This is a genomic window from Pseudomonas sp. 382 (assembly GCF_002759075.1).
GTDB classification, from domain to species: domain Bacteria; phylum Pseudomonadota; class Gammaproteobacteria; order Pseudomonadales; family Pseudomonadaceae; genus Aquipseudomonas; species Aquipseudomonas vlassakiae.
Window position 1 is genome coordinate 63035 of the sequence record NZ_PEMX01000004.1, and the last position, 23462, is coordinate 86496.

Consider the following 23462-nt stretch of genomic DNA (forward strand, 5'->3'; position numbering starts at 1 on the left):
TCCTCAGACCAGGTGCAGGGCGGTGAGCAGCAGGTCGATCAGCTTGATCCCGGCAAACGGCACCAGGATGCCGCCCAGCCCATAGATCAGCAGGTTGCGCCGCAGCAGGTGCGCCGCGCTCGCCGCCTGCACGCGCACGCCGCGCAGGGCCAGCGGGATGAGCGCGATGATGATCAGCGCGTTGAACACGATCGCCGAGAGGATCGCACTCTGCGGGCTGGCCAGGTGCATCAGGTTGAGCACGCCAAGCTGCGGGTAGATGGCGGCGAACAGCGCCGGCAGGATGGCGAAGTACTTGGCCACGTCGTTGGCGATGGAGAAGGTGGTCAGCGCACCGCGGGTCACCAGCAGTTCCTTGCCCACCTGTACCACGTCCAGCAGCTTGGTCGGGTCGCTGTCCAGGTCGACCATGTTGGCCGCCTCGCGCGCGGCCTGGGTGCCATCGTTCATGGCCATGCCGACGTCGGCCTGGGCCAGCGCCGGGGCGTCGTTGGCGCCGTCGCCGCACATCGCCACCAGGCGGCCATCGTTCTGCTCCTGGCGGATACGTGCCAGCTTCTTCTCCGGCGTGGCTTCGGCGAGCACGTCGTCCACCCCGGCCTCGGCCGCGATGGCGGCGGCGGTCAGCGGGTTGTCACCGGTCACCATCACGGTGCGGATGCCCAGCTTGCGCAGCTCGGCGAAACGTTCGCGGATGCCCGGCTTGACCACGTCCTTGAGGTGGATCACGCCGAGCAGGCGTTTGTCCAGGCACACCAGCAGCGGGGTGCCACCGCTCTGGGCGATGCGCTCCACTTCACGGGCCAGGGCGGCAGGCAAGTCCAGGCGCTGCATGCCGACGAAGGCCAACACGGCATCGACGGCACCCTTGCGGTAGCGGCGCTGCTGGAAGTCGATGCCCGACAGGCGGGTTTCGGCACTGAAGGCGATGGCCTGGTACTGCCCGGCTGACGGTTCGACGAAGTCGTGCAACTGGCGCAGGTACTCGACGATCGACTTGCCTTCGGCCGTGTCGTCGGCCAGTGAAGCAAGCAAGGCCCCCTCCCCCAGTTCCTTGGCGGTCACGCCCGGGGCCGCATGCAGGGCGCTGCAGCGGCGGTTGCCGAAGGTAATGGTGCCGGTCTTGTCGAGCATCAACGTGTGCACGTCGCCGGCCGCCTCGACCGCGCGGCCGGAGCGGGCGATCACATTCAGGCGCACCAGGCGGTCCATGCCGGCGATGCCGATGGCCGAGAGCAGGCCGCCGATGGTGGTGGGGATCAGCGTCACCAGCAGCGCAGCGAGGAATATCAGCGGCAGGCTGCCTCCAGCAAAGTGGGCGAACGGCTGCAGGGTCACCACCACGATCAGGAAGATCAGGGTCAGGCCGATCAGCAGGATGTCGAGGGCGATTTCGTTGGGGGTCTTCTGCCGTTTGGCGCCTTCGACCAGGGCAATCATGCGGTCCAGGGTCGACTCGCCAGGGTTGCTGGTGATGCGGATCAGCAGCCAGTCCGAGACCAGCCGGGTGTTGCCGGTCACGGCCGAGCGGTCGCCGCCGGATTCGCGGATGACCGGTGCGGATTCGCCGGTGATGGCCGCTTCGTTGACCGCCGCGATGCCTTCGAGTACCTCGCCGTCGCCAGGGATCATCTCGCCAGCCACCACCCGCACCACATCGTCCTTGCGCAGCGCCGTGGCGGCGACGCTTTCGAAACTGCCATCGCGCTTGCGGCGCTGTGCCGTCAGCCCCTGGCTACCCGCCTTGAGGCTGTCGGCGCGGGCTTTGCCACGGCCTTCGGCAAGGGCTTCGGCGAAGTTGGCGAACAGCACGGTGAACCACAGCCACAGGGCAATCTGCGCGGCGACGCCGCTGCTGACACCATTGTCAGGCGCGAAACACAATGCGGTGGTGAGGATGGCGGTCAGGGCGACCACCAACATCACCGGTGCCCGCTTCAGCTGGCGCGGGTCGAGTTTGACGAAGGCCTGCACCAGCGCCGGGCGCCACAGGGCCGCGAAACGGGTCTGATCCTTGGCGCTGTGTGAGGCTTTCACTTCAGGAATGGGCATGTTCATGGATGATTCCTCAGAAACCCAGGCTCAGTTGTTCGGCGATCGGCCCGAGGGCCAGGGTCGGCAGGAAGGTCAGGCCACCGACCAGCAGGATGGTCACCAGCAACAGGCAGGCGAACAGCGGGCCGTGGGTGGGGAAACTGTTGCTGCTCTGCGGCGCGCTCTTCTTCGCCGCCAGGCTGCCGGCCAGGGCCAGGATCGGCAGGATGTAGCCGAAGCGGCCGATCAGCATGGCCAGGCCGATCATCACGTTGTGGAACACCGTGTTGGCACCAAACCCGGCGAACGCCGAGCCGTTGTTGGCAGTGGCCGAGGTATAGGCGTAAAGCAGCTGGCTGAAGCCATGGGCGCCTGGGTTGCTGACCGCGCTGGCAGGCCCTGGCAGGCTGGCGGCGATGGCGGCGAACACCAGCACGCCGACCGGCATCACCAGCAAGGTAGCCACCAGCAGCTGCACTTCCCGCGCCTGCAGTTTCTTGCCCAGGTATTCTGGCGTCCGGCCGATCATCAACCCGGCCAGGAACACAGCGATCAGCACGAACAGCAGCATGCCGTAGAGCCCGGCACCGACACCGCCGAAGATCACTTCACCGACCATCATGTTGACCATCGCGACCATGCCGGTCAGCGGGTTGAGGCTGTCGTGCATGGCGTTGACCGAGCCATTGGAGGCCGCCGTGGTGGTCACCGTCCACAACACCGAGCCGGTGGTGCCGAAACGGCTTTCCTTGCCCTCCATGGGCGCGCTCTGCTGCACCTGGGCGCTCTCCAGCGCCGGGTTCGGCTGGTATTCCGACCACAGCGCCGTGGCGCCGCCAAGCAGGAACAGGCCAAGCATGCAGGCGATGATGGCGCGGCTCTGGCGCAGGTCCTTGACGTAGTGGCCGAAGGTGAACACCAGCGCCACCGGGATCAGGATGATCGAGGCTACCTCGAACAGGTTGCTCCAGGCCGTAGGGTTTTCGAATGGGTGTGCCGAGTTGACGCCGAAGAAGCCACCGCCATTGGTGCCCAGCTGCTTGATGGCGATCTGGCTGGCGGCCGGGCCCAATGGGATGGTCTGGTCAGCGCCTTGCAGGGTCACGGCGTGGGCATAGTCGGCGAAGGTCTGCGGCACGCCCTGCCACACCAATAGCAGCGCCAGCAGCAGGCACAGCGGCAGCAGGCCGTAGAGAGTGGCGCGGGTCATGTCGACCCAGAAGTTGCCCAGGTGGGTGGCGGAGCGCCGGGCGATGCCCCGGCACAGCGCAACCAGCACGGCCAGGCCAGTGGCGGCACTGACGAAGTTCTGCACGGTCAGGCCGAGCATCTGGCTCAGGTAGCTGACCGAAGCCTCACCGCTGTAGGCCTGCCAGTTGGTGTTGGTGACGAAGCTCGCCGCCGTGTTGAATGCCAGCGACCATTCCTGGCCGGGCAGATGCTGCGGGTTGAGTGGCAGGTAGCCCTGCAGCAGGAGCACGCTGAACAGCAGCAGGAAACCTGCCAGGTTGAAGGCCAGCAGGGCCAGGGTGTACTGCTTCCAGTTCTGCTCTTGATCGGCGCGCACGCCGGCCAGGCGGTAACAGCCACGCTCCACAGGCCCAAGCACGGGGGTCAGCCAGGTGCGCTGCCCTTCCATGACCTTGTAATAAAAGCGCCCGAGCCAGGGTGCCGGCAACAGCACGATGGCGAAGAAGGCCAACAGCAAAAGGTAATCGTAACTGTGCATGGCCGCTCCCTAGCTGCGATCGGCGCGCAGCAGCGCTACCAGCAGGTAAACCGCCAAGGCCACTGCCAGCAGCAGTGACAACCCGTCGAGCATGTACATGAGTGAGACTCCCCCGTAGTGCGGCCTGGGCCGCTTTGAGGGAATTGTCCGAGGGAGGGGCGTAAAGGGGCGAGATCGGGGGGTGGGGATGGCAATAAAGAATGCGTAAAAATCAAAGTACAGGGTTTTCTGTGCCGGCCTCTTCGCGGGCTAGCCCGCTCCCACAGGGTTCGCGTAACCCTGGTGGGGGCATGCCTGCGAAGAGGCCCGTACAGGTTATTGCGGGGCTTGCGCCGAGTTACGGCTCCAGTCCAGCAGCAGGCTGTAGCCGACCGCCAGCAGGGTCGGCCCGATGAACAGGCCGATGAAGCCAAAGGCGATCAACCCGCCGAATACGCCGAGCAACACGATCACCAGCGGCAAGTTGCCGCCGCGGCTGATGAGGTACGGTTTGAGCACGTTGTCCACGCCGCTGATGACGAAGGTGCCCCAGATCCCCAGGAACACGGCCATGCCGTACTCGCCCTTCCACACCAGCCAGCCGGTCGCCGGGATCCAGGCCAGCGGTGGCCCCATCGGGATCAGGCTGAGCATGAAGGTTACCAGCCCCAGCACGATCGCCCCGGGTACCCCGGCGATCAGGAAGCCGATCAGTGCCAGCAGGGCTTGGGCCGCCGCCGTGCCGATCACGCCGTTGACCACCCGTTGCACAGTACCTGCCACCAGTTCCAGGTAGTAATCGGCCCGCTCGCCCACCAGCCGGTTCAGCAGCCGCAGCACGAAGGCCGACAGGCGTGGCCCGTCGCGGTAGAAGAAGAACACGAATACCAGGCTCAGGGTCAGCTCCAGCACACCGCTGCCGATCTGCGCACTGCGAGCCAGCAACCAGTTGCCGACCTGCCCCAGATACGGCTTGACTGACGCCAGCAAGGCCGCGCCCTGTTGATCGAGGGATTGCCACCAATTGGCCAGGCGTTCGCCGACCAAGGGAATACCGCCGAGCCAGTCAGGTGCATCGGGCAGGCCATCGACCTGCACGTCACGCACAAAAGCGGTGGCGTCGCGGATGTGGTCGGCCAGGTTGAAGCCCAGCCACACCAGCGGCAAGGCCACGATCAGGATCCAGGCCGTGGTCAACAGGCTGGCGGCCAGGGTTTCACGCCCGCCCAGCACACGCGTCAACAAGCGCATCAGGGGCCAGCTGGCGAAGGCCAGGATGGCGCCCCACAGCAACGCGGATATGAACGGCGCCATGACCCACAGGGCAGCGCCCAGCAGCGTCAGCAGCAAAATCTGGATCAGCAGGCGGTCATTGTTGGCCATGGCGGCGCTCACTCAACGGATCAGTTCCAGGTGCAGGCCGTCGGTGGCTGCGTTGCCGAGTTCGAGCCGGCCATCTCGCACGCCAGCCTTGACCAGTTGCTCGCGCCATGCCTCGGCCTGGGCGCCACTCAGGCTTGCCCGCAAGGTGCTGTCGAGGTTCAGGCTGCGCGCCAGCAAGGTCACCCAGCCTGCCTGTGGCGCGGCCAGGTCTGGGTAGTCAAGCTTGCCGGTGTCGCGCATTTCACGCAGCACCGTGGCGGCCGTGGGCAGTATCTCGCCCAGCGGGCTGCTGGCGACGAATTCTTCCACATGCAGGTAGGCACGGCGGTTGCCACGGGTGACGCTGTACAGCGCCACCAGGGTGTCGGCCTCTTCGGCCGAGCGACGCAGCAGGATGAACGCCTGCTGTTCGTCGCCGCCGTTCAGCCGCGCATTGGCGAACACGTCGTTGGCCCACAGGCTGCCTTCGCCGCAATCGCGGCCCTGGCACCAGAACAACGGATAACCGCCATCGTGCTGCAGCGCTTCACGGGCGCTGGTGAAGGCTTCGCGGGCGCTACGCTCGACCGGCAGTTCATAGGTGACCGAGCTGACCTGGCCACGGCTTTCGATCTTGTCTTCGACGCGCAGGCGGCCACTGATCTTGCGCAGCGGGCCCATGGGGTAGACGCGCTCCTGCTCCACGGCCGGGCGCTGGTCGACCACCTTGGCGTCCACGGGTACAGGCAGGCTGCCGGCCCACAGCAAGGGGCTGGCCAGTGCAAGGCAGGCGGCAACGGCGGCACGGATGGAAAGGGGCGCGCTCATCGGCGAACCAGAGGGCGCAGCGCGCCGGGTTGAAGCTCCAGGATGTCTGGCAGTTGCATGGTTGTCTCCCTGTTCAACCCGCCAAGCCTCGACACTTGTCCGGTGCAAGTCAAGTAAAGCCAAAGAAGCGATTGAAACAGTCTGCGACAAGGGCCGCGCCCTGTTCGTCGTTCAGGTGCAGGTGATGCCCACCGGGCAACACCGTCTGCTCAAAGGGTAGCTGCTCCAGCAGTTCGGTGTGGCGCACCAGCATGCCGTCGGCCGCCACCACCAGGCTCGCCGGGCAGCTCACCCGTCGCACGTAGGCCATGGCCTGGGCCTGGCTCAGGCGCACGGGCGATGGCAAGGTCAGGCGACTGTCGCTGCGCCAGCTGTAACCGCCGGGCACTGGCATCAGGCCGCGCTGGGCCAGCCGCTCGGCAGCATCGCGGCTGACCGCAACCATGCCTTTCATACGCGCCTGCACGCCCTCCTCCAGGGTCGGGTAAACCGACTTGCGCTTGCCATCGAGGCGCAGCTGGGCCTGCAGGGCCATGCCCAGGCGCTCGGCGGCATCCTGCTCGGCGCCGGTCGGGGGAATGACACCGTCGATCAAAGCCAGGTGGCTGACCCGATCGGGCAAGGCACCGGCCAGCTGCACCGAGATGATCGCGCCCAACGAATGCCCGAGCAGGGCAAACCGTTGCCAGCCCAGCTGTTCGGCCACCCGCAACACATCGTGCGCGTAATCGGCCAAGGCGTAACCCGCGCCCAACGGGCGGTGCTCGGAATAACCGTGCCCGGCCAGGTCGAGGGCAACGATGCGCAGCCCCTTCAACTGCGGGGCCAGGCGGGAGAAGCTGTTGGCGTTGTCCAGCCAGCCGTGCAGAGCAAGCACCGGCAGCCCATCGGCCGGGCCGAACAGGTGCGCAGCCAGCTCGATATGGCCCAGGCTCAGGCGGATTTCCTCGACCTGCGCGCTCATGCCTGGCTCCAGCGGTCGAACAGGCCCTTGATCAGGCTGGCCGTGTCGGTCGGCCGTTCCAGCGGGAACATATGCCCGCCCGGCACACTGTGGTATTCGCCCCGAGCCATGCCGCGCACCGCCAGTGCATGGTGCCGGCGGATGACATTGCTGCGTTCGCCGCGCACCATCGCCAAGGGTACCTGCAACTGGCGCGCAGGCGCCGGGCTGGCGTGCGGGATGCTGCGGTAGATGCTGATCTCGGTGGCCGGGTCGAAGCGCAGGCGCAAGCCCTGCTCGGCCGGCTGCAGGCCATGCTCGAGGTAGGCCTCCAGGCAATCGGGGTCGAAGTGACGGAACAGCGATTTGCTGGCGAAGTAGTCACGTGCACTGTCACGGTCGGTGAAGGCTTCACGCCGCCCGAGGGTCCGGCCAGCGGGGGTGATGCGGTCGATGAAGCCAAAGCGCTTGGCGGTACGCAGCAGCCACTGGTCAGCTCGGGTCAATACCGGCGAGTCGAGCATCACCACGCCGCGGTACAGTTCAGGCCGGCGCAAGGCGGCGTGCAGGTGCAGCACGCCGCCCAGCGAATGGCCGACACCCCACACCGGCGCCGCCTGCTGCGCCAGGTGGTGCAGCAGTTCGTCAACCAGGTTCTGCCAGTTGTCGTTGACCGGAAATCGCGGGTCATGGGCATGTTGGGCCAGGTGACTGACCTGATAATCCGGCGCCAGGGCGGCGAACAGCTTGCCGTAGGTGGCCGAGGGAAAACCGTTGGCATGGGCGAAGAAGATCTGCTGCGACATGGCGCCTGGTCCGGACGGGATGATGGCCCATTGTCGGCATCGCACCGGTTCTCGGCAACGTCTGTATATGTCATCGCCAAGGGCAATCAGGTCATGCCGACTCGTCGAAACTCGCCAGCGAGCGGCGCAGACAGGCTTGCATGTAGGCGATCTGGCTTTCCAACGCCTCACGGGCCAGGCGTTGGTCATGGACATCCAGTTGCAGCCGGCGCAAGGCCAGGCAGCTGGTTTGCAGCAACTGGGACATGCGCATGCACGACTGTTGCAGTTCAAGCAGATCCTGTTCGAGTACCAGCTTGTCTTGAGCAGGGGGCACTGTCTGGCTACGGATTTTGCCCTGCAGGTGCCGGAGCTTGGCGTCGGCGGCCTCGCGCAACAGGGCGTGCCGGGCGAAATCGAGTGGTTGGTCACGCTGTACGGATTCAATAGTGGGTTGCAGATCCAGAGAGCGCAGAAGCTCGTGCATCAAACCACTCATCCAAAGCTCCCTGCCCTGTCACCTGTTCAACAATCTGGTGCCAAGCATCCGCCGGCGGCACATGGCTGGCAACTGGCAAAAATGCCAGTTGCTTTCGCTCACTCAGGGGAATTGAGGGCGAGCAATGTCATCAGCCCTGCCAGCGGCCAGTCGCCTTCCAGTTCCGCCAGGCTGGCAGTGCTCATGGGCGCCGGCTGCTGCAGGTGGCCATGCTCGAGCATGCCCACCAGCGAACCTACCAATGGCTGGTGGCTGACCAGCAACACATGCTCCAGGCCCAGGCGCTCGATCTCGCCGATCACCAGCCGCACCTCGCTGTCAGGTGTCAGCCACGGCACGGTGCGCACGGCTTCAGCGAAGCCCAGGGTGTCATGCACCAAGGCCGCTGTCTGTTGTGCCCTGACATATGGGCTGGCAATGATCGCCTGCAACGGTTGGCCAAGCAGCCGGGCTGCACTGTGCAGTACCTGCTCGCGGCCATGGCCGGTCAGGCGCCGCTCGGCATCGGTATTGGCGCGTGGCTCGGCCTCACCGTGGCGCAGCACCCACAGCTTCACAGCTTGGGCTCCTCGTCACGCACCGGGTGCGGCGCCGGGGCCACGACGTGGGGCGCCTCGCCTTCCGGGGCACGTGCAGTCGGCCAATCGGCGAACGGCCAAGGCTTCTGGTCAGTGTGGAAGGTCCCGAAGCGGCCGATCTGCGCCAGGTACTGGCTAAGGCTGTCACCGAAGTTCATCAGGCTGGCGCTCGGTGCGCCATAGACCAGGCGGTAGACCAGCTGCACCAGTACCAGGCCGCCGAGCAGCAGCTCGGCCAGTTGCCAAACCACCAGGAACACCAGCATCCACAGCACCCGCAGGATGATCGACTCGCGCTGGGCGCGTTCGGGGGTATCGTTCATGTGCTGCTCCTTGGCTTAATTGAAACCACTGATGGAAATGAAATCGACGTCGGTCTTTGGTTCGGCGCGCATCAGGTGCTCGATCACCTGGTTCAGCGTGCGCCCCTCGAAGAGGATGGCGTGCAGGCCGGCCACCAGCGGCATGTAGACCTGCACCTCCTGGGCCTTGGCCTTGAGCACCTTGAGCGTATTGACCCCTTCGGCCACCTCGCCCAGGCGGCTGACGGCCTGCTCCAGGCTAAGGCCCTGACCCAGGGCGTGACCGACCTGGTAGTTGCGGCTCTTGGGCGAGGAGCAGGTGACGATCAGGTCACCGACACCGGCCAGGCCAAGGAAAGTCATGGGGTTGGCGCCCTGGCTCACGGCGAAGCGGGTCATCTCGGCCAGGGCGCGGGTGATGAGCATGCTCTTGGTGTTTTCACCCATCCCCAAGGCCACGGCCATGCCAGCGATGATCGCGTAGACGTTCTTCAGCGCGCCACCCAGCTCGACACCGAAGCGATCACTGCTGGCGTAGACCCTGAAGGTGCGCCCATGCAACACGGCCTGCACCTGCTGGCACAACTGCTCGTCTTCACTGGCGACCACGGTTGCGGTCAGGGCGTGTTCGGCGATCTCGCGGGCCAGGTTGGGGCCGGAAAGCACGCCGATGCGGGCCTCGGGGGCGATTTCCTCGAGGATCTGGCTCATCAGCTTGAAGCTCTGCGCCTCGATGCCTTTGGTCAGGCTGACCAGGTATTTGCCGCGCAGCAGCTCGGCATGGGGCGCCAGCACACTGCGCAGGGCACTCGACGGCAGCGCGACGAAGATCAGGTCGCTGGTTTGCAAGGTGGCCAGCAGGTCGTTGACCGGTTCGACACCGTCCTGCAGGCGGATACCCTTGAGGTAGCGCGGGTTCTCGCGGTTGACCCGCATCGCCTCGGCCTGCTCGGGGTCGCGCATCCATTGGCGCACCGGCACGCCATTTTCGGCCAACAGGTTCGCCACGGCGGTGCCGAAGCTGCCGCCTCCCAGAACTGCAACAGGTTGCTGTTCAGTCATAATCAATCCGTTAAAGCCATTAAGTTAGTGGCGACCTGAACATTATACGGGTCGCCTGCTACAGAACCAGTGGTGGGTCGAGAGGTGCCTGCCTTGGGCCTTTCAGCGCCTGTGAGATCGAGCGCCGCCCGCGCGGCGCATCGCGGGCAAGCCCGCTCCCACATCTGTTTCGGGCCAATCCCTCCTGTGAAGCCAACAGGGACCGCCTTGGTGCATGACAGGAGACAGGTGGAGCGGCATCAACGCCCACCGAGATGTATCGCCATGCGAACAAGGCGGATCCTGTTGGCGGCACAGGAGATACTGGCCCGAAACAGATGTGGGAGCGGGCTTGCCCGCGATGCGCCGCGCGGGCGGCGCTCGATCTCACAGGCGCTGAAAGGCCCAAGGCAGGCACCTCCCAACCCAAATACCCTCCCAAGCCGGTAAATCCAACGCATCCCACTGGCAAACCGCCTCGGTCAGTTACCATGCCTGTTTCAATCCTGAGACAAGGCAGTCCTGTGTTCCCCGGCCCGCCCCCTTACCCTCGCCTGCTGTTGCTGACTGCCTTGCTCGGCGGCTCGGCCATGGCCGATGACTTGTTCATCGACAACACCGACCTGCCGCAGGTTCTGACCGCCACGCGGCTGAAACAATCCCCTGCTGCGGTACCGGGCAGCATGACCGTGCTCGACAACGAGCTGATCCGCGCCAGCGGCGCCCGCGATATTCCCGAACTGCTGCGCCTGGTGCCGGGCATGATGATCGGCTATGGCGCCGGCAACCAGCCGACCGTCAATTACCACGGCAGCAACGTCAACGATGCGCGACGCATGCAGGTACTGATCGACGGCCGCTCGGTGTACCGGGCCGGCCTGGCCACGGTGGACTGGAGCGACATCCCGGTCGCCATCGAAGACATCGAGCGCATCGAGGTGTTCCGCGGCCCCAACACCGTCAGCTACGGCGCCAACGCATTGATGGCGGTGGTCAACATCCTTACCCGCAACCCGGCCGACAGCCACGGCACGCGGATGAAACTGACCCGCGGCCAGGATGGCATCAACGACTATTACCTCAGCCATGGTTTCGGCTGGGATGGCGGCGACCTGCGCCTGTCGGTGTCCGGCCAGCAGGACGATGGCTTCGACGAGAACCAGTTCGGCCAGGATTACCGCGACAGCCGCCGCCTGAACCGCTTCAACCTCAGTGTCAGCCACGTTCTTGCGCCAGACCAGACCCTGGAATGGCAACTGGCAGCCAAGGAAGGGAGCAACCAGCGGCCGTATACCTATCAGCCGGTCTTCCCCTACGTCACCCAGACCGGCAACAACGCCGACGTCAACGCCAAGGACTATGCCGGCTCGGTACGCTGGAACATCGACTTCAACCCCGAGCACAGCCTGTATGTGCAGGGCTCTGCCCAACAATTCGACCGCCAGCAGGTCTGGCGCGCCTGCGACGCGGCGCTGTCGTTCAGCCCCGAGCTGACCCGCTTGTGGCAGATGAACCCCGACTTCGCCGAAAAGGTCGCCCGCGGGGCGAACAACCCACCAAGCAGCAGCAACCCCGAAGAACAGGCGCTGGTCGATGCGATCAAGGACCAGTGGAACAACCAGGGCGGCAAGAATGTGGTCTGCGGCGATGTCGACCAGAGCACCCGTGAGACCCGGTACGACCTGGAAGTCCAGGACACGCTCAGCCTGACCGACAGCCTGCGCCTGCTGAGCGGCATCAACTACCGCTATGATCGCGCCGATTCGCAGACCTACTTCAACGGCAGTATCGACGACCAGACCTGGCGCCTGTTCGGCCAGTTGGAATGGCGCGCCGACGAGCACTGGATTGTTCAGGGCGGCGCGATGTTCGAGAACTCGCAACTGTCCGGCAGCTCGCTGACTCCGCGCATGGCGGTCAACTACCTGATCACCCCGCGCCACGGCCTGCGTGCGGTGTACTCCGAAGCCGTGCGTTCGCCAGACATGTTCGAGAACAACGTCAACTGGAGCTACACGGTCAAGAACCTCAGCCCGGCCGCTTTCGGCCAGCGCAACGCCGAATACTTCGTCAAGACCCGCGGCCCGGGAGACCTCGAACAGGAACGCATGCGCTCGCGCGAGCTGGGCTATAACGGCTACTTCAGCGACTTCGACCTGAACATGGATGTGAAGCTGTTCTACGACGAGATCACCGGAATGATCAGCGAACCCCTGAAGAACAACCAGTACATCGCCAGCAATGCCAACAAGGCCCGCTTCAGCGGTAGCGAGGCGCAACTTGACTGGCGCCTGGCTCCGCGTGACCGCCTGCGCCTGACCTATGCCTATGTCGATGCCTGGGCCAGCAACCCTGCCGACCGTCGCCTCAGCGCACGCAACAGTGGCTCGGCCGGGTGGATGCGCGAATGGGGCGAGGGTTGGTCAAGCGCACTGTTCTATTACGGCGACGACGCCCTCAACCAGTATCGCTATGAACGCATCGACCTGCGCGTGGCCAAGCGCTTCCGCATCCAGGGCAGCACCCTGGAGCTGGCCGCACTGTGGCAGCAACGCCTTGACGACCAGCCCACCACGGTGGAACAGAACCGTTATGACAGCCGCCACCGCCTGAGCGTCAGCGCGGAGCTGGAGTTCTGATGGCCCGGCTGCTGCGCCTGCTGCTGTTCTGCCTGTGGCCACTGGGTACGCTGTCCGCCAGCGAAATCCTGCTGGTCGGCAGCGAAGAGCAGCCCGGCGTGCGCAGCTTCGTCGAAGCCTTGCAAGGCCGCCGCGGCCACGACCAGGTGCGTTTCCAGAGCACCGCCGCGTTGCCCCGCCCCGCTCAGCTCAAGGCTGACGTGCGCCTGGTGCTGCTCGACGCCAGCGCGCTGGACTGGCGCCTGAGCGAAAGCAGCGGGCCGCCTGCGCTGGCCATGCGTATCAGCCGGGTACAGGCTGAACAACGCCTGGGAAAGTCGCGTCCTGCTTACCTGACCCTGCTGTGGAGCGACCCGCCGCTGGCGCGGCAACTGCGCCTGGCCCGCTACCTGTTGCCACAGGCCCAGCGCATCGGCGTACTGTACGGTGAGCACAGCCACTTCCTGCTTGACGAGCTACGCCAGGCGGCGCGCCCACTGGGCCTTGAGATCGTCGCCCAGGACTGGCCAGACCAGCGCGACAGCCGGCCCTTGCAACATCTGCTGGCCAACAGCGACGTACTGTTAGGCCTCGATGACCCCGACCTGTACAACTCCAAGACCGCGAAGAACCTGTTGCTCAGCAGCTACGGCCGGCAGATGGCACTGATCGGCCCGAACGCCGGCTTCGTTCGCGCCGGCGCCCTGGCCAGTACCTACAGCGACCAGGACGACTGGCTGGCCGTGCTCGACCAGTTGCTCGACCAGCCGCCAGCACGTTGGCCACGCAGCCTGTATCCGGCACGCTATGGGGTCAGCGGCAACCAGCAGGTAGCGCGTGCCCTGGGCCTTGAACCGATCGATCCGAACGCCACTGCCAAGGCCCTGGCCGAAGGAGAACCCACCCCATGAGCAAACGCCTCAGCTGGGATATCCACACCCGCACCCAGATCATCAGCCTAGGCCCGGCACTGCTGCTGACCCTGCTGTTGATCAGTTTTTTCACCTTCGTGAGGATCCAGGATCTGCGCCAGGAGCTGAACCACACCGGGCAGCTGATTGCCAACCAACTGGCCCCGGCATCCGAATACGGCGTCATCTCCGGTAACAATGAAGTCCTCGAAGGCCTGATGCGCGCCACCCTGAGCATCCCGCACGTGCGCTTCCTCGAGGTGCAGGACAGCCGTAACCACATCCTGGTGTACGTCGAGCAGCAGGACGAGAGCAACAACCGGGCGCAGCAGGTGGAAGTGTTCCAGGCACCGATCCGCCTCCAGCAAATCCGCCTGGACAGCGACTTCCTGCAACAGGGCAAGGCGCCGACACCGGCCATCGGTGACGACTACCTGGGGCGGGTGATCGTCGGCATGTCGGACGATGCCTTCAGCCAGCGCCAACAGGAAATCGTGATCAAGGCCGGCATTCTCGCGCTGTTCGCCCTGCTGTTCACCTTTCTCCTCGCTCGCCGCCTGGCCATGAGCCTGGCCAAGCCGATCAGTGACATGGGCCATGCGGTCAAGGCCATCCAGCAGGGCGAATACAACGCTCCGCTGCCGGTCGTCGATGACAGCGAACTCGGCCACCTGGCGCGCCATATCAACAACCTCGCCAACGCCCTGGAGCAGGCCAGCGCCGAGCAGAAACGGGCCATCGCCCAGCTGATCCAGGCGCGCGAGGAAGCCGAGCAGGCCAACGGCGCCAAGTCGGAGTTCCTGGCAATGATGAGCCATGAACTGCGCACCCCCATGAACGGCGTGCTGGGAATGCTGCAACTGCTGGAGACCACCCAGCTGACCAGCGAGCAGGCCGACTACACCGCCGTGGCCAGCGAGTCCACCGGGCACCTGCTGAAGGTCATCAATGACATCCTCGATTTCTCGCGGATCGAACGCACTGCGCTGGAACTGGAACACATCGCTTTCAACCTGGGTGAGCTGATCACCAGCAGCGTGCAGTCGTTCCAGCACAGCGCACAGCAGCGCGGCCTGGAACTGCGCCTGCAACTGCCGGCCGACGGCGCACAGCCACACGTGATCGGCGACCCTACGCGCATCCGCCAGATCCTCCTCAACCTGATCGGCAACGCCTTGAAGTTCACCGAGCGCGGCCAGGTCCAGGTCGAAGCGCGCTGGCAGTTGCTGGATCGGCAATCACTGTGGTTCACCTGCAGCGTGCGTGACACCGGCATCGGCATCGACAGCGAACGCCTGGAAATGATGTTCGTTGCCTTCCAGCAGGCCGACAGTTCGATTTCTCGGCGCTATGGCGGCACCGGCCTGGGCCTGTCGATCGCCCGCACCCTGGCCGAACGCATGGGCGGCAAGCTGCGCGGTGAAAGCCGCGAGGGGTTGGGTTCGACCTTTACCCTGGAAATGCCGCTGCCGCTGGCCAGCACCGTGCCAGCAACGCTGCCCGGCAACTCGGCGGCCAGCGCGCCACTTCAGGTCGGCAAGCGCATCCTGTTGGTGGAGGACAATCCGGTCAATCAGAGCGTCATCGAAGCCATGTTGCGCAGCCTGGGGATGGAGGTCAGCGTGGCCCACGACGGGCTTCAAGCGGTGGAGCTGGTCAGCCAGCAGCCGTTCGCCGCCGTGCTGATGGATTGCCGCCTGCCGCAGCTGGATGGCTACGAAGCGACGCGGCGTATCCGCCTGTTGCCTGCTTGCGCGCAGTTACCGGTCATCGCCTTGACCGCCAATGCCCTGCAGGGTGACCGCGAGCGCTGCATGGCCGCCGGCATGAATGATTACCTGAGCAAACCGTTCCGCCGCACCGAGTTGCAGCGGGTATTGCAGCGCTGGTTGCCTGGACAGACAGCTGCAACTGGCGATGCGACTGGCGATAAATGCTAAATTGCGGCAGTCTTAAGTACTGGACAGGACCTTGTTCGGACCTGAAAATAGCGTTTCAGTGCACACCTGTACTTCTTTCACCAGGTGCGCTGTGACTTTCACCACAACGCAATAGTCTACCTGTAGGCTGCCGTCCCAGAAGCAGAAGGGTCGGCCGGGAAGATTCATCCCCTGCCACAGGGGGTTATTGAGGAGCTCGCATGACCAAACAACACGCCTTTACTCGGGAAGACCTGCTGCGCTGCAGTCGCGGTGAGCTGTTCGGCCCAGGTAATGCGCAACTGCCCGCGCCGAACATGCTGATGGTCGATCGCATCACCCACATCAGCGAAGAAGGCGGCAAGTACGGCAAAGGTGAATTGGTCGCCGAGCTGGATATCAACCCGGACCTGTGGTTCTTCGCCTGCCACTTCGAAGGCGACCCGGTGATGCCGGGCTGCCTGGGCCTTGACGCCATGTGGCAGCTGGTCGGTTTCTTCCTCGGCTGGCAGGGCCTGCCGGGCCGTGGCCGTGCGCTGGGTTCGGGCGAAGTGAAGTTCTTCGGCCAGGTGCTGCCTGCCGCCAAGAAAGTCACCTACAACATCCACATCAAGCGCGTCCTGAAGGGCAAGCTGAACATGGCCATCGCCGATGGTTCGGTCAGCGTCGATGGCCGCGAGATCTACACCGCCGAGGCCCTGCGGGTCGGCGTGTTCACCTCCACTGACAATTTCTAAGGGTTATTCGCATGCGCCGCGTCGTTATCACTGGTCTGGGCATCGTATCGTGCCTGGGCAATGACAAAGCTACCGTCACCGAAAACCTGCGCAACAGCCGTCCGGGTATCCGTTACAACCCGGAATACAAGGAAATGGGGCTGCGTAGCCAGGTTTCCGGTTCCATCGACCTCAACCTCGAAGAACTGATCGACCGCAAGGTCTACCGCTTCGTCGGCCACGCCGCTGCCTACGCCTACCTGGCGATGCAGGACGCGATCAAGGACGCCGGCCTGACCGAAGAGCAGATTTCCAACCCGCGTACCGGCCTGGTAGCCGGCTCGGGCGGCGCCTCGACCCTGAACCAGATGGAAGCGCTGGATACCCTGCGCGAAAAAGGCGTCAAGCGTGTCGGTCCGTATCGCGTCACCCGGACCATGGGCAGCACCGTTTCGGCGTGCCTGGCGACCCCGTTCAAGATCAAGGGTATCAACTACTCGATCTCGTCGGCCTGTGCCACTTCCGCACACTGCATCGGCACCGCCCTGGAGCAGATCCAGTGGGGCAAGCAGGACATCGTCTTCGCCGGCGGCGGTGAAGAAGAGCACTGGAGCCAGTCGTTCCTGTTCGATGCCATGGGCGCCCTGTCGACCAAGCGCAACGAAACCCCGGAACTGGCATCGCGCGCCTACGACGCCGACCGTGACGGCTTCGTCATCGCTGGGGGCGGCGGCATGGTAGTGGTCGAGGAACTGGAGCACGCCCTGGCCCGTGGCGCCAAGATCTACGCGGAAATCGTCGGCTATGGCGCCACTTCCGACGGCTACGACATGGTTGCACCAAGCGGCGAAGGCGCCATCCGCTGCATGCAGCAGGCGCTGTCCACCGTCGACACCCCGATCGACTACCTGAACACCCACGGCACCTCGACCCCGGTCGGTGACGTGGCAGAAATGAAGGGTGTTCGTGAAGTGTTCGGCGACAAGGCGCCGAAGATCAGCTCGACCAAGAGCCTGTCGGGCCACTCGCTGGGTGCCGCAGGTGTACACGAGGCGATCTACTGCCTGCTGATGATGGAAAACAACTTCATCGCCGGCTCCGCCAACATCGACGAGCTGGACCCTGAAGTCGCGGACCTGCCGATCGTGCGCAAGACCGAAGACGCCAAGCTCACCACCGTGATGAGCAACAGCTTCGGCTTCGGTGGCACCAACGCCACCCTGGTGCTCAAGCGCTGGGAAGGCAAGTAAGACGCTGCTGCAACACGTTAAACGCCCCGACTGGTTCGGGGCGTTTTCATTTGAGTAGTCAGCTGCCAAGGCTTGCGCGCCCCCTGTGGGAGCGGGTTCACCCGCGATGAGGGCCGTACAGGCAACTACTGCTTCCCCTTGGGCAATACCGCCAGGAAGTTATCCCGAGCCACCTTGCTGGCCACGTCTTCAGGCAACGCATCCAGGAACGGCCTGAAGCCATGCATCTGCTCGCCAAGGCTGCCAAACCGCCCCACCACATCCGACCCCAGCATGAACCGGTCCGGATAGCGCTCGACCAGCGCCACCCACTCCTGGCGCGGTACGCCCTGCTCGTCCAGCAGATAGGGTTCCAGCACACTCCACGACAAGTCCACATACAAATTCGCATAGTCCGCCAGCAATCGCGTCAACACAGGCAAGAGAAAGTCCATCCGGGTCTGATGCCGATGGATCTCCGCACTGCTACCCGCATGCGCCCAGATGAAGCGGGTATGCGGATGATTACGCAGGGGCTCTTCGAGTTCGGCCAGGTACAGCGGATTGCGCTCGCGCTTGGAGGTGATGTTCGAATGCAGCAACACCGGCATATCGCGTTCGGCCGCCAGGTGATAGATACGGGTCATCGCTTCATTGTTGGCGCGCGGTGTATCGCCACTGGTCAGCGCGGTCAGGTCGTCATGCCGGGTGAACACCTCACCGATCCCCTGCCACAACCCCGGGTTCAGTTCGAGCATGCGCTCGATATGGCTGACGGCATTCTTGTCCACCGGGTTGAAACCGGTCAGAAACGGATGGAAACGCTTTCGCTGTTCGACCGGTAGTTTTCCCAGCGCCGCAGCCACATAGGTATCGGTCGCGCTGTACCAATAAGCATCGGCGTCGTCGCCCGCGTAATAGCGTGGTCGCTTTGGCTCATCTTCGTGCCATTTCTTGGCCACCGGAATGCCGGATATCATCGAATGCTCGACACCGGCATCATCCATGGCCTTGATCAGCGCCGACATGCCCTCGGTCTCCTGGAAGAAGTCCACATAGTGCAGATGGGCATCGCTGTAGCGATATTCACGGGCCTGGGCCGCCTGGCACAGCCAGCCTGACAACAGCATGCAGGCCAGCGCTCTGGCAATCATGGGCAACCTCCTTATCCGGGCATCAGCAGGGTAGACCGGATAGCCAGCGCAACGGTTCAGCATTGCTCGGCAAACCGCTATGCTTGGGGCAATTCCACCTCGCCCGGAGCCCGCCATGAGCAGCCCCCTGATCATCCGCCCACGCACCGAATCGGTCGAGGGCCAGCCGATCCTGCGCCCGCTGCCCTCGGCCCAATGCCGCAGCGTCGGCCCCTTCGTGTTCTTCGACCATATGCTCGAAACCGACTATGCGCCGGGCCATGGCATGGATATCCGCCAGCACCCGCATATTGGCCTTTCTACCCTCACCTACCTGTTCGAAGGCGCGATCCTGCACAAGGACAGCCTGGGCTCGGAGCAGCGCGTGCTGCCTGGAGACGTAAGCTGGATGACCGCCGGCAAAGGGGTGGCGCATGTCGAGCGCACGCCTGCGGACGCCCTGGCCCATGGCTCACGCTTGCACGGGCTGCAGGTGTGGCTGGCCGCGCCAAAGGCGCTGGAACAGGGCGAGCCGAGCTACAGCCACCATCCGGCGGCGAGCCTGCCGGTCAGCGACAACCTGGGCGTGCGCATCTGCATGATTGCCGGCAGCGGGTTCTGCCTGAAATCACCAGTGCCGGTGCTCTCCCCTACCCTTTATGCGCATGTGCAGATGCAGCCGGCTACCACGCTGGTGGTGCCTGACGAACATGCACAACGTGCGCTGTATCTGCTCGACGGCGAGCTGTTCATGGACGGTGAACAGGTCGAGGCCTGTAGCCTGGTCGTGCTGCCGGAGGGCGAAGAGGTGACGTTGTATGCCGAGGAGGAATGCCAGCTGGTGCTGATTGGCGGGGAGCGGTTGGATGGGCCACGGCGGATGAACTGGAATTTTGTGGCCAGTGATGGGGAGCTGATCGAGCGGGCCAGGGCCAAATGGGCTGTCGGGGATTGGCCGACGGTGCCTGGGGAAACTTCAAGAATCGAGTTGCCGCGATAATCTGGGGCTGCTTTGCAGCCCTTTCGCGACACAAGGCCGCTCCTACAGGGGGACTGCGCAATTCTGTAGGAGCGGCCTTGTGTCGCGAAAGGGCCGCATAGCGGCCCCCTGCAGTATCAGCGCTGGAACACTTCGCTGAGCAGGTTGTGCATCGAGCGGAACGCCCGCTCCGAAGTGCGACGGTCGTACTGCATCTTGCCCGGGACATTGGCGTTCGGATCGGTGAACGAATGCACCGCGCCGCCGTAGCTCAGCAGCTGCCAGTCCACCTTCGCGGCGTTCATTTCGTCTTCGAACGCCGGCAGTTGCTCCTTCGGCACCAGCGGGTCGGAAGCACCGTGCAGTACCAGCACCGAACCCTTGATACGCTTGGCATCTTCCGGGTTCGGGGTGTCCAGTGTGCCATGGAACGACACCGCCGCTTTCAGGTCGGCCCCGGTACGGGCCAGCTCCAGGGCACAGCAGCCACCGAAGCAGAAGCCGAAGGTGGCCACCTTGCCCGGCTCCAGCAGGGCCTTGGATTGGCCCAGCAGTTGCGCCAGGGCTTCCTGCATGCGCTTGCGCAGCTCGCCACGGTCATTCTTCAGCGGCATCATCGCCGCCCCTGCCTCATCGGCATTGGACGGCCGGACCGACTGCCCATACAGGTCGGCAATCAGCACCACATAACCCTTCTCGGCCACTTCCTTGGCGATACGTTCCGCGCCTTCGCCGATGCCCATCCAGTTCGGCGCCATCACCAGGCCCGGGCGACCCCGTGCACCTGGCTCGTAGACCAGGCGGCTTTCATAGGTCTTGCCGGACAGGTGATAGACCAGCGATTCGACGATTACCTTGCTCATCAAGCACTCCTTAGGCACTGACTATAAAAAAGCCCGCCGAAGCGGGCTTTCCTGTGCATCAACTCAAGCAGACAGCTCGACCAGTAGCTTGTTCAGGCGACGAACGTAAGCTGCCGGATCCTTCAGGCTGTCACCGGCCGCCAGCGCGGCCTGATCGAAGAGGATGTGCGACAGTTCGGCAAAGCGGTCTTCGCTCTGCTCGTTGTCCAGCTTCTCGATCAGCGGATGAGTCGGGTTGAATTCGAAGATCGGCTTCGATTCCGGCACCTTCTGGCCGCTGGCTTCGAGAATCTGGCGCATTTGCAGGCCCAGGTCCTGTTCGCCAATGGCAAGGATCGCCGGCGAGTCAGTCAGGCGGTGCGAGACGCGTACTTCGGCGACGCTGTCACCCAAGGCACCTTTCAGACGCTCGACCAGGCCCTCCTTGTCCTTGGCCACTTCTTCCTGGGCCTTCTTGTCCTCTTCCGAGTCCAGCTTGCCCAGGTCGAGATCGCCACGGGCGACGTCGACGAATGCTTTGCCATCGAACTCGTTGAGGTAGCTCATCAGCCACTCGTCGATACGGTCGGTCAGCAGCAGGACCTCGATGCCTTTCTTGCGGAAGACTTCCAGGTGAGGGCTGTTCTTGACCTGAGCGTAGGATTCGCCGGTGAGGTAGTAGATCTTGTCCTGACCTTCCTTGGCGCGTGCCAGATAATCGGCCAGGGCAACGCTCTGCTCGCCGCTGTCGTCCTGGGTGGAGGCAAAACGCAGCAGGCCGGCGATCTTTTCCTTGTTGGCGAAGTCTTCAGCCGGGCCTTCCTTCAGCACCTGGCCGAAGTTCTTCCAGAAGCTCTTGTACTGCTCAGGCTCGTTCTTGGCCAACTTCTCCAGCATGTCAAGCACGCGCTTGGTCAGCGCGGTTTTCATCGAGTCGATGATCGGGTCTTTCTGCAAGATCTCGCGGGACACGTTCAGCGACAGGTCGTTGGAATCCACCACACCCTTGATGAAGCGCAGGTACAGCGGCAGGAACGACTCGGCCTGGTCCATGATGAACACGCGCTGGACGTACAGCTTCAGGCCACGTGGCGCTTCGCGCTGGTACAGGTCGAACGGCGCACGGGCCGGCACGTACAGCAGCGAGTTGTACTCAAGCTTGCCTTCGACCTTGTTGTGGCTCCAGGCCAGCGGGTTCTCGAAGTCATGGCCGATGTGCTTGTAGAACTCCTGGTATTCCTCGTCCTTCACCTCGGAGCGCGAACGGGTCCACAGGGCGCTGGCGCGGTTGACGGTTTCCCATTCCTGCGCTGGCTTTTCTTCGCCTTCAGCGGCTTGAGCCTGCTCCTTGGGCAGTTCGATCGGCAGGGCAATATGGTCGGAGTACTTCTTGACCACATTGCGCAGGCGCCAGCCATCGGCGAACTCCAGCTCGCCCTTCTTCAGGTGCAGGACGATACGCGTGCCGCGCTGCGGCTTGTCGATGGTGGCAACTTCGAATTCACCCTCGCCCTTCGACGACCAGTGCACGCCTTCAGCGGCTGGCAGGCCAGCGCGGCGGCTATATACATCGACCTTGTCGGCAACGATGAAGGCCGAGTAGAAGCCGACACCGAACTGACCGATCAGGTGCGAGTCCTTCTTCTGGTCCCCGGTGAGGTTCTTCATGAAGTCGGCGGTGCCGGACTTGGCAATGGTGCCCAGGTGGGCGATGACATCCTCGCGGCTCATACCGATGCCGTTGTCCTCGAGGGTCACGGTACCGGCGTCCTTGTCGAAGCTCAGGCGGATCTTCAGGTCGGCATCGTTCTCGAGCAGCTCTGGCTTGGCCAGGGCCTCGAAGCGCAGCTTGTCGGCGGCGTCGGAGGCGTTGGAGATCAGCTCACGCAGGAAGATCTCCTTGTTCGAGTACAGCGAATGGATCATGAGGTGCAGCAGCTGCTTTACCTCGGTCTGGAAGCCCAGCGTTTCTTTTTGAGTCTCCACACTCATGGTCTTCAAAACTCCGATCTGATGGCAGTGGCGCCCCGCGGCCGATATGGCCAACGTTTACGGCGGATGTCATGCAGATGGGGGCTGCCCAGGCGATTTCAAGGGCTTTTCCGGTTCGATCTTGAAGTGCGCGCGGGCGGTGGCGATCGGTGACTGGCGGTCAGCCTGCCAGGCAGTGATGGCGACGTTGGTGACCCGCCGCCCCTGACGCCAGAGCTGGCACTGGGCGTAGGTGTCGCGCAAGTGACCGGCGCGCAGGTAGTCGATGGAAAAATCGATGATCTTCGGAATGCTCGCGCTTTCGCTGTAGATCAGTAGGTAGAGCGCTGCGGACAATTCCATGAACCCGGCGATCACGCCGCCATGGATGGCCGGCAGCAAGGGGTTGCCGATGTTGTCCTGGTTGGCCGGCAGGCGAAACAGCAGGTCATCGCCTTCGCGCTCGCACTCGATGCCAATCAGGCCTGCATAAGGGATCAAGGCCAGTAACGGGCGGTAATCACCGACAGCGTGGGCCGCATTCAACTGCTGACGAATGCTCTCAGGAATCATGCCCCGCCCTCCTTCAGGTTGTTGCCGAAACCGATGCCGCCTCTGATCTGCTGGCCCAGGCGCATGAAGGTGCCGACCACTTGGCAGATCGGCTGATCCGGGTCGTCCTGGTAGGCGCTACCGCGGGTGAAGATCACATCGCGGGTGACCCGGTAGCATTGTGCATGTCCATAAATGGGCTTACCCGCTTCGGCCGGGTGCATGTAGTCGATGCGCAGGTCGAGGGTCGGGCACACCTCGAAGCGCGGTAGCACGCACAGCGTGGCCATGCCGCAGGTGGTGTCCATCAGCGTGGTCAGGGCGCCGCCATGCACCGCGCCGGTCTGCGGGTTGCCGACAATCGACGCTGACCAAGGCAGCATCAGGGTCATGCCGTCGCGGTCGGCATGGGCCACACTCATCTGTAACAACTGGCAATGCTTCAATGCTGAAAGAAAGCGTTCAGCCATGGCCTGCAAGCTTGATTCGTTCATATGCAGCTCCCAGGATCG

The 23462-nt window shown here is 64.0% G+C and carries 22 protein-coding genes; 6 read left to right on the plus strand and 16 right to left on the minus strand.

From position 1 onward, the window contains the following. Window positions 1-3: 3 nt before the first annotated feature. The 11 genes from kdpB to CQW31_RS06660 form a co-directional block, all read right to left on the minus strand. Window positions 4-2058 carry a potassium-transporting ATPase subunit KdpB gene (gene kdpB, locus CQW31_RS06610; RefSeq protein ID WP_054884032.1) on the minus strand — a complete coding sequence of 685 codons (2055 nt, stop codon included), beginning with the start codon at window positions 2056-2058 and terminating at the stop codon, window positions 4-6. Between the two features lie 10 nt (window positions 2059-2068). Then, window positions 2069-3763, minus strand: coding sequence for a potassium-transporting ATPase subunit KdpA (gene kdpA / locus CQW31_RS06615; RefSeq protein ID WP_099814134.1), 1695 nt, complete (start codon window positions 3761-3763; stop codon window positions 2069-2071). A 9-nt stretch (window positions 3764-3772) separates the two neighbouring features. Further along, window positions 3773-3862, minus strand: coding sequence for a K(+)-transporting ATPase subunit F (kdpF, locus tag CQW31_RS06620; protein WP_033696222.1), 90 nt, complete (start codon window positions 3860-3862; stop codon window positions 3773-3775). 216 nt (window positions 3863-4078) lie between these two features. Next, window positions 4079-5125 carry an AI-2E family transporter gene (locus CQW31_RS06625; RefSeq protein WP_054884192.1) on the minus strand — a complete coding sequence of 349 codons (1047 nt, stop codon included), beginning with the start codon at window positions 5123-5125 and terminating at the stop codon, window positions 4079-4081. A 12-nt stretch (window positions 5126-5137) separates the two neighbouring features. Further along, entirely contained in the window at window positions 5138-5932 is a 795-nt protein-coding gene (locus CQW31_RS06630; protein WP_099814135.1) for a DUF4892 domain-containing protein, read from the minus strand. A gap of 109 nt (window positions 5933-6041) precedes the next feature. Continuing rightward, on the minus strand, window positions 6042-6896 hold the full coding sequence (locus CQW31_RS06635; protein ID WP_099814136.1) for an alpha/beta hydrolase: 855 nt from the start codon (window positions 6894-6896) through the stop codon (window positions 6042-6044). Further along, window positions 6893-7681, minus strand: a complete 789-nt coding sequence (locus CQW31_RS06640) for an alpha/beta fold hydrolase (RefSeq protein ID WP_054884036.1) — start codon at window positions 7679-7681, stop codon at window positions 6893-6895. Before CQW31_RS06640 ends, CQW31_RS06635 begins: the two co-directional genes overlap by 4 nt. A 91-nt stretch (window positions 7682-7772) precedes the next feature. Next, window positions 7773-8147, minus strand: a complete 375-nt coding sequence (locus tag CQW31_RS06645; RefSeq protein WP_099814234.1) for a hypothetical protein — start codon at window positions 8145-8147, stop codon at window positions 7773-7775. Between the two features lie 110 nt (window positions 8148-8257). Further along, window positions 8258-8716, minus strand: coding sequence for a phosphohistidine phosphatase SixA (gene sixA, locus CQW31_RS06650; RefSeq protein ID WP_099814137.1), 459 nt, complete (start codon window positions 8714-8716; stop codon window positions 8258-8260). Then, complete coding sequence (locus CQW31_RS06655) at window positions 8713-9060, minus strand: DUF4389 domain-containing protein (RefSeq protein WP_099814138.1); 348 nt, start codon at window positions 9058-9060, stop codon at window positions 8713-8715. The genes sixA and CQW31_RS06655 overlap by 4 nt, the downstream gene beginning before the upstream one ends. Window positions 9061-9075: 15 nt before the next feature. Then, window positions 9076-10101, minus strand: coding sequence for an NAD(P)H-dependent glycerol-3-phosphate dehydrogenase (locus CQW31_RS06660; protein WP_054884039.1), 1026 nt, complete (start codon window positions 10099-10101; stop codon window positions 9076-9078). A gap of 470 nt (window positions 10102-10571) precedes the next feature. Between CQW31_RS06660 and CQW31_RS06675 the strand changes: the two genes are divergently transcribed. The 5 genes from CQW31_RS06675 (at window position 10572) to fabB (ending at window position 17494) form a co-directional block, all read left to right on the plus strand. Next, complete coding sequence (locus tag CQW31_RS06675; RefSeq protein WP_178075558.1) at window positions 10572-12719, plus strand: TonB-dependent siderophore receptor; 2148 nt, start codon at window positions 10572-10574, stop codon at window positions 12717-12719. Beyond that, on the plus strand, window positions 12719-13609 hold the full coding sequence (locus CQW31_RS06680) for a hypothetical protein (RefSeq protein ID WP_054884041.1): 891 nt from the start codon (window positions 12719-12721) through the stop codon (window positions 13607-13609). The genes CQW31_RS06675 and CQW31_RS06680 overlap by 1 nt, the downstream gene beginning before the upstream one ends. Then, window positions 13606-15549, plus strand: coding sequence for an ATP-binding protein (locus tag CQW31_RS06685; RefSeq protein ID WP_099814140.1), 1944 nt, complete (start codon window positions 13606-13608; stop codon window positions 15547-15549). Before CQW31_RS06680 ends, CQW31_RS06685 begins: the two co-directional genes overlap by 4 nt. 200 nt (window positions 15550-15749) lie before the next feature. Next, a complete protein-coding gene (gene fabA, locus CQW31_RS06690) occupies window positions 15750-16265 on the plus strand; it encodes a 3-hydroxyacyl-[acyl-carrier-protein] dehydratase FabA (protein ID WP_054884043.1) in 516 nt (171 codons plus the stop codon). 11 nt (window positions 16266-16276) lie between these two features. Then, window positions 16277-17494, plus strand: a complete 1218-nt coding sequence (gene fabB, locus CQW31_RS06695; protein ID WP_054884044.1) for a beta-ketoacyl-ACP synthase I — start codon at window positions 16277-16279, stop codon at window positions 17492-17494. Window positions 17495-17619: 125 nt separating this feature from the next. On the opposite strand, the gene CQW31_RS06700 is transcribed toward fabB, so the two are convergent. Then, window positions 17620-18627: an amidohydrolase family protein gene (locus CQW31_RS06700; protein WP_099814141.1), complete on the minus strand. Its 1008-nt coding sequence runs from the start codon at window positions 18625-18627 to the stop codon at window positions 17620-17622. A gap of 232 nt (window positions 18628-18859) precedes the next feature. Between CQW31_RS06700 and CQW31_RS06705 the strand changes: the two genes are divergently transcribed. Next, the gene (locus tag CQW31_RS06705; RefSeq protein ID WP_371858368.1) at window positions 18860-19606 is read left to right on the plus strand and encodes a pirin family protein; all 747 of its coding nucleotides are present in this window, start codon (window positions 18860-18862) and stop codon (window positions 19604-19606) included. A gap of 116 nt (window positions 19607-19722) precedes the next feature. Here the strand turns inward: CQW31_RS06705 and CQW31_RS06710 are convergent, their stop codons facing one another. The 4 genes from CQW31_RS06710 to CQW31_RS06725 form a co-directional block, all read right to left on the minus strand. After that, window positions 19723-20448 (minus strand): dienelactone hydrolase family protein, encoded by a 726-nt coding sequence (locus tag CQW31_RS06710; RefSeq protein ID WP_054884047.1) that lies wholly within the window; start codon window positions 20446-20448, stop codon window positions 19723-19725. Window positions 20449-20511: 63 nt separating this feature from the next. Continuing rightward, the gene (htpG, locus tag CQW31_RS06715; protein ID WP_054884048.1) at window positions 20512-22419 is read right to left on the minus strand and encodes a molecular chaperone HtpG; all 1908 of its coding nucleotides are present in this window, start codon (window positions 22417-22419) and stop codon (window positions 20512-20514) included. A gap of 69 nt (window positions 22420-22488) precedes the next feature. Further along, complete coding sequence (locus CQW31_RS06720) at window positions 22489-22971, minus strand: PaaI family thioesterase (RefSeq protein ID WP_054884049.1); 483 nt, start codon at window positions 22969-22971, stop codon at window positions 22489-22491. Continuing rightward, window positions 22968-23444, minus strand: a complete 477-nt coding sequence (locus CQW31_RS06725) for a PaaI family thioesterase (protein ID WP_054884050.1) — start codon at window positions 23442-23444, stop codon at window positions 22968-22970. Before CQW31_RS06725 ends, CQW31_RS06720 begins: the two co-directional genes overlap by 4 nt. Window positions 23445-23462 lie beyond the last annotated feature (18 nt).